General features: G+C 72.8%; 7 protein-coding genes and 1 riboswitch. Of the genes, 6 read left to right on the plus strand and 1 reads right to left on the minus strand.

Annotated features, from left to right (window positions below; all coding sequences use genetic code 11):
- A partial coding sequence (locus tag VFN12_RS15795) for a DEDD exonuclease domain-containing protein (protein WP_414690055.1) occupies positions 1 to 1160 on the minus strand: 1160 nt, incomplete at its 3' end.
- Between VFN12_RS15795 and VFN12_RS15800 the strand changes: the two genes are divergently transcribed.
- The 6 genes from VFN12_RS15800 to VFN12_RS15825 form a co-directional block, all read left to right on the plus strand.
- A complete protein-coding gene (locus tag VFN12_RS15800) occupies positions 1153 to 1410 on the plus strand; it encodes a hypothetical protein (protein WP_325119705.1) in 258 nt (85 codons plus the stop codon). The genes VFN12_RS15795 and VFN12_RS15800 overlap by 8 nt on opposite strands.
- A 19-nt stretch (positions 1411 to 1429) precedes the next feature.
- On the plus strand, positions 1430 to 2704 hold the full coding sequence (locus tag VFN12_RS15805; RefSeq protein WP_325119706.1) for an NYN domain-containing protein: 1275 nt from the start codon (positions 1430 to 1432) through the stop codon (positions 2702 to 2704).
- Positions 2705 to 2772: 68 nt separating this feature from the next.
- A complete protein-coding gene (locus VFN12_RS15810) occupies positions 2773 to 2979 on the plus strand; it encodes a hypothetical protein (protein ID WP_325119707.1) in 207 nt (68 codons plus the stop codon).
- Between the two features lie 166 nt (positions 2980 to 3145).
- A riboswitch (cyclic di-AMP (ydaO/yuaA leader) is annotated at positions 3146 to 3316 on the plus strand.
- Positions 3317 to 3328: 12 nt separating this feature from the next.
- Positions 3329 to 4306, plus strand: a complete 978-nt coding sequence (locus tag VFN12_RS15815; RefSeq protein WP_325119708.1) for a C40 family peptidase — start codon at positions 3329 to 3331, stop codon at positions 4304 to 4306.
- Positions 4307 to 4367: 61 nt separating this feature from the next.
- Positions 4368 to 5555, plus strand: coding sequence for a hypothetical protein (locus tag VFN12_RS15820; protein WP_325119709.1), 1188 nt, complete (start codon positions 4368 to 4370; stop codon positions 5553 to 5555).
- On the plus strand, positions 5552 to 6493 hold a 942-nt coding region (locus VFN12_RS15825), incomplete at its 3' end, for a M48 family metalloprotease (RefSeq protein ID WP_325119710.1). The genes VFN12_RS15820 and VFN12_RS15825, both read left to right, overlap by 4 nt.

A 6493-nucleotide genomic window follows, 5' to 3' on the forward strand; every position in this document is an offset into this window, starting at 1 on the left:
AACGTGTCATGGAGGGCCGCCAGGCACTTCTCGGCGGTCCTGCGCGAGGAGAACGGGCCGAGGTAGTCGGCGTCGTCGGCGAGGACCCGCCGGACCAGCGAGAGCCGCGGCCACGGCTCGCGGGTCAGCTTGACGAAGTGAACCTTGTCGGGGAACCGGGACCGACGGTTGTAGCGCGGCTTGTGCTCGGCGATCAGCCGCAGCTCGCGCACCTCCGCCTCGAGCGGGGTGGCGCACTCGATGCCGGTGACCGACTCGGCGAGCCCGACCATCTCGCCCATCCGGGACCGGGTCTCCGAGGCGGTGAAGTAGGTCCGGACCCGCGAGCGCAGGTCGCGTGAGGTGCCGACGTAGAGGACCCGGGAGCTGTCGTCGCGGAAGAGGTAGACCCCCGGGGCGTGGGGCAACGCCTCGGCGAGGTGACGCTTGCGACGCTGGGCGGGGGAGACCCTCGACGAGAAGGTCTGCAGCTCCTCCAGGGTGTGGACGCCGAGGCCGCCGAGGCGTTCCATCAGCCCGTGCAGGACGTCGACGGTGGCCCTGGCATCGGCCAACGCCCTGTGGTTGGGCGTGGTCGAGGAGTTGAAGACCCGCGCCAGCGAGGACAGCTTGCAGTTGGGCGCGTCGTCGCGGGTGATCACGCGGCGGGCCAGCCTGGCGGTGTCGAGCACCTCGAAGCGCGGCCAGGCGCGTCCCTGGAGCTCGGCGAAGTGCCGGAGGAACCCGACGTCGAACGGCGCGTTGTGGGCGACCAGGACACAGCCCGCCGCGAACTCGAGGAAGGCCGGCAGGGCTGACTCGATGCGGGGGGCGTCGGCCACCATGGTGTTGCTGATGCCGGTGAGCACGGCGATGAACGCCGGGATCTCGGTCTGGGGGTTGACCAGGGTCTGGAACTCCCCGAGGACCTCGCCTCCGCGCACCTTGACCGCACCGATCTCGGTGATCATGGAGCCGCCGGCTGCCGACCCGCCCGTGGTCTCGAGGTCGACCACGCAGAAGGTCGCGTCGCGCAACGGCCGCCCGAGCTCGTCGAAGCTGCGTTGCGACTCCCATCGGGTCGGTGGGACCCGGACCGCGTTGCTCACGTCGCCGACGCTAGGTGTGGGCGCCGACAAACGGTCGGCGCCGCGCGGACTACTGTGGGTCGGCGTGAGCATCGTGATCCCCGACGCCGGTCAGCGCTGGCGCTGCGGCGGGTGTGGCAACAAGACCCGCTTCGACGTCACCCGGACGCGTCGTACCACCGAGTTCTGGCACTTCGACCTCGCCGGCGACCACCGCGTCGAGGAGACCGTCGTGGAGGAGGAGTCCGTGGCGGCCGTGACCTGCCGCTGGTGCGGCCGCGCCGACTCGATCGAGGTCGTCTCGCGGGCCGACGGCGACGCCGACGCCCCGGCGAACGGCTGAGGGGCGACGAGGGCGGGCCGTGTCCGGCGACCGAGCAGCCCCCGGCCTCGCCGACCTCCCCGACGAGGTCCGCAACCGCATCCACGCGCTGACCGCCGACGTGCTGCCGGACGTCGCGAAGCTCCCCCCGCCGCTGCGCAAGGTGGCCGACTTCGCCCCGGCGCGCCGGGCCAGACTGGGGGCCGGCGCGATGACGGCTGCGCTCGAGTCGGACGAGGAGTTCCGTGACCGGGTCGGCGTACAGGTGGCCGAGGCCCCTGCCCGGCCCGACGACGTGGCCACCGCCGCCGCACTGGCCTGGCTGGTCCGCCCCGACGGCTGGGAGGCCACGCTCGAGGCTGCGCTCGCGGCCATCGCGCAGCGAGCGCCCGTGCAGGACGACGCCGAGGCCGCCCGTCTCCGGCAGCAGCTCGGGAGCGCCGAGCAGGCCGCGCGCGACCTCCGTGCGCGACATCGCGAGGAGGTGGCCGGGCTGAAGGGAGAGAACGCGACGCTCCGGCGCAAGCTGGGGGAGGCCCGGGCTGCCGCTCGTGAGGCGCTCGCCGCGGTGGAGCGAGCCGATCGAGCCGCCGAGGAGCTGCGGGAGCAGGCAGATGCCGCGGGCGCGTCCTCCCAGAAGGAGCTGCGCCAGCTGCGGGCCCAGGTGGCGCGGTTGGAGGAGGAGGCCCGGGCGGACCGGCGGGCGGGCCGTGCCGAGCGCGTGGAGGCCAGCCTGCGGGCTCGGCTGCTGCTCGACTCCGTCATCGACGCCGCGACCGGCCTGCGCCGTGAGCTCGCGCTGCCCCCGGCGTCGGGCGCCCCGGCGGACCGGCTGGAGGCGGCCCTGGCCAGCGAGGGCACACGGCAACCGACCTCCGCCGGTTCGCTCGGGCCGACCAGCCCGGCCCTGCTCGAGCAGTACCTCGGCCTGCCGCGGGCCAGGCTGATCGTCGACGGCTACAACGTGAGCAAGACGGCCTGGGCCTCGTCGTCGCTGGAGGCCCAGCGGAACCGGTTGCTGAGTGCCCTGGCTCCCGTCGTGGCGAGGACCCGGGTGGAGGCGACCGTCGTCTTCGATGCCGCCGCCTCGTCCGCGCGGCCCGTCGTCAGCACCCCGCGCGGCGTCAAGGTGGTGTTCAGCCCCGAGGGCGTCATCGCCGACCGGGTGATCGCGGACCTCGTGGCGGCCGAGCCCGCGGGCAGGGTCGTGGTCGTGGTCAGCAGTGACCAGGAGGTGGCCAGGCACGCGGAACGCTCGGGAGCGAGGAGCCTGGCCGCGGAGGCCCTGGTGGGCCTGCTGGCACGAACGCCCTGACGGGTCCGACACGCCGGTGACCACCGGTCGCGGGTCGCATTGTCGGTGCCCGCTGCGAGCGTGGTGGCATGACGACGAGAATCGACTGCGACACCTGCACGGTGAGGGGGCTGGCGTGCCACGACTGCGTGGTGACGGTGCTGCTGGGCCCGCCCCCGGAGCTGACGTTCGACGACGACGAGCGACGCGCGCTCGACGTCCTGGCGGCCGGGGGACTGGTCCCGCCCCTGCGACTCGTGCAACCGGTCGACGGGCCGGAGGTGGAGTCGGCGTAGGGCATACCCCTGTGGCTCATGGGGCTGGTGTGACATGCACCGCACCCGAATCCTGTCAACGTGGGCCGAAACACCCCAGGTTCCCCATCCGGAACTTGGTTCACCCACCGGTGCCCACTAGTGTGTGGCGCTCAGGTGCCCGTGGGAGTGGATCGACCGGATCCGCGCGGGTGCCACGCCGAGTCCGGGGCCACGTGCTGGCCACGGAGCCGGGGAACCAACCCCCTGGGGTGAATCGCCTGCAAGGCGGTGCGCAGCCGTGTACCGAGGAGCAGGTGTAGGGCAGGTCGTGCCCGAACCCGTCAGCTCACCTGGTAGGCGTACGACTAGCAAGGGAGACCGCCCGCTCGTGTTCAACGGTCGGAAGCGACTCATCACTGCCCTGTCCGCCATCGCTCTGGCTGCTGCCGTCGGGCTGGTGCCGGGCAGCGCCCAGGCCGAGCCCGACATCGAGGATGTCGAGGCCCGCGTCGATCGCCTGTACCACGAGGCCGAGATGGCCTCGGAGCGGTACAACGACGTCCGCCTGGAGCTCAAGGAGCTCGACCAGGACCTCGCCTCGATCAAGGCCGACGAGCGTCGTCAGGGCCAGCGGCTCGAGGCGGTCCGCCACCAGGTGCAGGACTCCATCGTGCGCCAGTACCAGGGCGAGAACCTCTCCGCGGTCGGCCAGATCGTCGTCTCCGACGACCCGGGCGCGTTCCTGGGACGGCTCTCCACGATGTCGTCGTTCAACGACCTGCAGTCGCAGATGTTCTCCGACTACGCCCGCGAGCTGAAGGCCCTCGACATCCGTCGCGACGCCACCGCCCACCGCGCCGACCAGGTGTCCGAGCTCAAGGCCCAGCTGGCCAAGGAGAAGGCCACCATCGACAAGAAGGTCGAGGAGGCCGAGTCGCTCCTGGACCGGCTCGAGGCGGAGCAGCGCGCGGCGATGACCTCGCGCAGCGACGTCCGCGTGCCCAGCGTGTCCGCCTCGGGGCGCGCCGGCGCGGCGGTGGACTACGCGATGGCCCAGGTCGGTGACGCCTATGTCTACGGTGCCACCGGTCCCGACGCCTACGACTGCTCCGGGCTCACCATGGCCTCCTGGGCCCAGGCCGGGGTCGCACTGCCGCACTCCTCGAGCGCCCAGTACAGCTCGGGCCCGCAGGTGCCCGCGAGCGCCCTCCAGCCCGGCGACCTGGTCTTCTACTACAGCCCGATCAGCCACGTCGGGATGTACATTGGAGACGGCATGATCGTGCACGCAGCGAACCCAAGTACCGGGGTCCAGGTGACCGGTCTGTACTCCATGCCTTACTCCGGCGCGGTCCGCCCTGGCTGACCCGCAAGGATCGAAGGCCGGTCGCCCGCTCTGGTGGGTGGCCGGCCTTTCCTTGGCCCTCGTGACCGCTGTCGGCCTGGTCGCGTGGGTGCTGCTCGGCGGCCGCACGTACGTCGCGCCGACACCATCGGACACCGTCGCCAGCGCGGAGCCGGGGCAGGCCTCCGCCCTGCTGGAGGACTTCGAGCGCGCGGTGGCGGCCGGCGACGCGGAGGCCGCCGGGTCGCTGGCGGCGCCGGGCGACGAGGGGTCGCGTGAGCTGCTCGGGGCGCTCGTCGACAACGCACGGGCGCTGCGGGTCGAGGACTTCACCCTGAGGTACGTCGACGAGGTCGGTGCCGTGTCTGCGTCCGGCACCTGGGTCGGCGCCGTCGACGCCACGTGGAGCTTCTCGGGCTTCGACCGGGCGCCGGCGCGCTCGGAGGTGGGGTTCCGGTTCCGGGCGGTCGACGGACAGGTGTACCTCGACTCCGTCGGGGGCCGCGGGCGGCGGCTCCCGGTCTGGCTGTCGGGGGAGGTCGAGGTCCGCCGTACTCCGATGACCCTGGTGGTGGTGGACGGCTCCGAGGCGCAGGCGGAGCGCTACTCGTCCCTGGCGCAGGCGGCGGTGCCCGTGGTGAGAGGCGTGCTGCCGTCCTGGCGGACCGGGCTGGTCGTGGAGGTCCCCGACACGGTTGCGGACCTGGACAACGCGCTCGCCTCCGAGCCCGGGACCTACTCGGGCATCGCCGCCGTCACCACGACGGCCGACGGATCGCTGGCGCCCGACGCGCCGGTTCACGTGTTCGTGAACCCCGTGGTCTTCGGCGATCTGCGACCCACGGGCTCCCAGGTCGTGATGAGCCACGAGGCGGTCCACGTGGCGACCGAGGCGGCCACCAACAACACCATGCCGCTGTGGCTCCTCGAGGGCTTCGCGGACTACGTGGCGCTGCTCGACGTCGACCTGCCGGTCTCGGTCACGGCGGGCCAGATCATCGACCGGGTGCGTGCGGGCGGTCCGCCCGAGAACCTCCCGGGCTCGGCCGAGTTCGACACGACCACCACCCACCTCGGGGCGACGTACGAATCGGCGTGGCTGGCCTGCCGCCTGCTCGCTGATCGCGCCGGCGAGGCTGCGCTGGTGCGCCTCTACCTGGAGGTCCGCGACGGCGCTCCGCTGGGCACGGTCCTGCGGAGGGACTTCGGCCTCACCGAGGAGGAGCTCACCCAGGAGTGGCGGGACCTGCTGACAGACTTGGCGGCGTGACCCAGGACGACCGGCACGCCTCGGTGGCCGTCGCCGTGGCCGGGGCCGCGGCCTTCGTCGCCCTCTCGGTCGCGCTGGTGCCGTGGGACCCGGTCCCCGGGGGTCTCGGGGCCATCCCTCGAGCGGGCACGGTGTTCTCGACCGACCAGATCGCCGCGGCGGAGGCATTCTCCCGCGAAGCGCGAGCGTGGAGCTGGAGCTCGCTGGCGGTGTCACTCGCGATCGCCTGCTGGCTGGGCTTCTCCCGGCTCGGCAGGCGGCTCGCCGAGGCCGTGCCGGGGCCGTGGTGGATTCGCGTGGTGCTCATCGTCGCCGCCCTCGCGCTCGTCGGGCGGCTGGTCACCCTGCCCTTCGCGCTCCTGATGCACGCCCACCTCGTCGAGTACGGCCTGTCCACGCAGACGCGGGCCGAGCTCCTGCTCGACCTGGCCAGGAGCGAGGCGGTCGGAGTGGTCGTCACCGCACTGGCGGTCCTCGTGGTCGTCGGGTGCGCGCGCCGATGGCCCCGGGTCTGGCCGGCGATCGCCGGGGGAGTGCTCGCGTGCCTCGTCCTGCTCGGCTCCCTGGTCTACCCGCTGCTGGTCGAGCCGATCTTCAACGACTTCGAGCCGCTTCCGGACGGTGAGCTCCGCTCACAGATCCTCGCGCTGGCCGACGAGGAGGGCGTGGACGTGGAGGAGGTGCTGGTCGCCGACGCGTCGCGTCGTACGACGACGCTGAACGCCTACGTCTCTGGATTCGGGACCACGCGACGGGTGGTCGTCTACGACAACCTGGTGGAGGATCGGCCGCGGGGAGAGGCGCTCTCCGTGGTCGCCCACGAGCTGGCCCACGCCCGGCACAGCGACGTGCTGACCGGCTCGCTCCTCGGCGCCGCCGGGGTGCTGTGCGGCGTCGGACTGCTCGGGCTCGTGGTGGGGCGGTGGCGCGGTCCGGGC

Origin of the sequence: Nocardioides sp. (genome assembly GCF_035703625.1) — a bacterium.
GTDB lineage: Bacteria > Actinomycetota > Actinomycetes > Propionibacteriales > Nocardioidaceae > Nocardioides.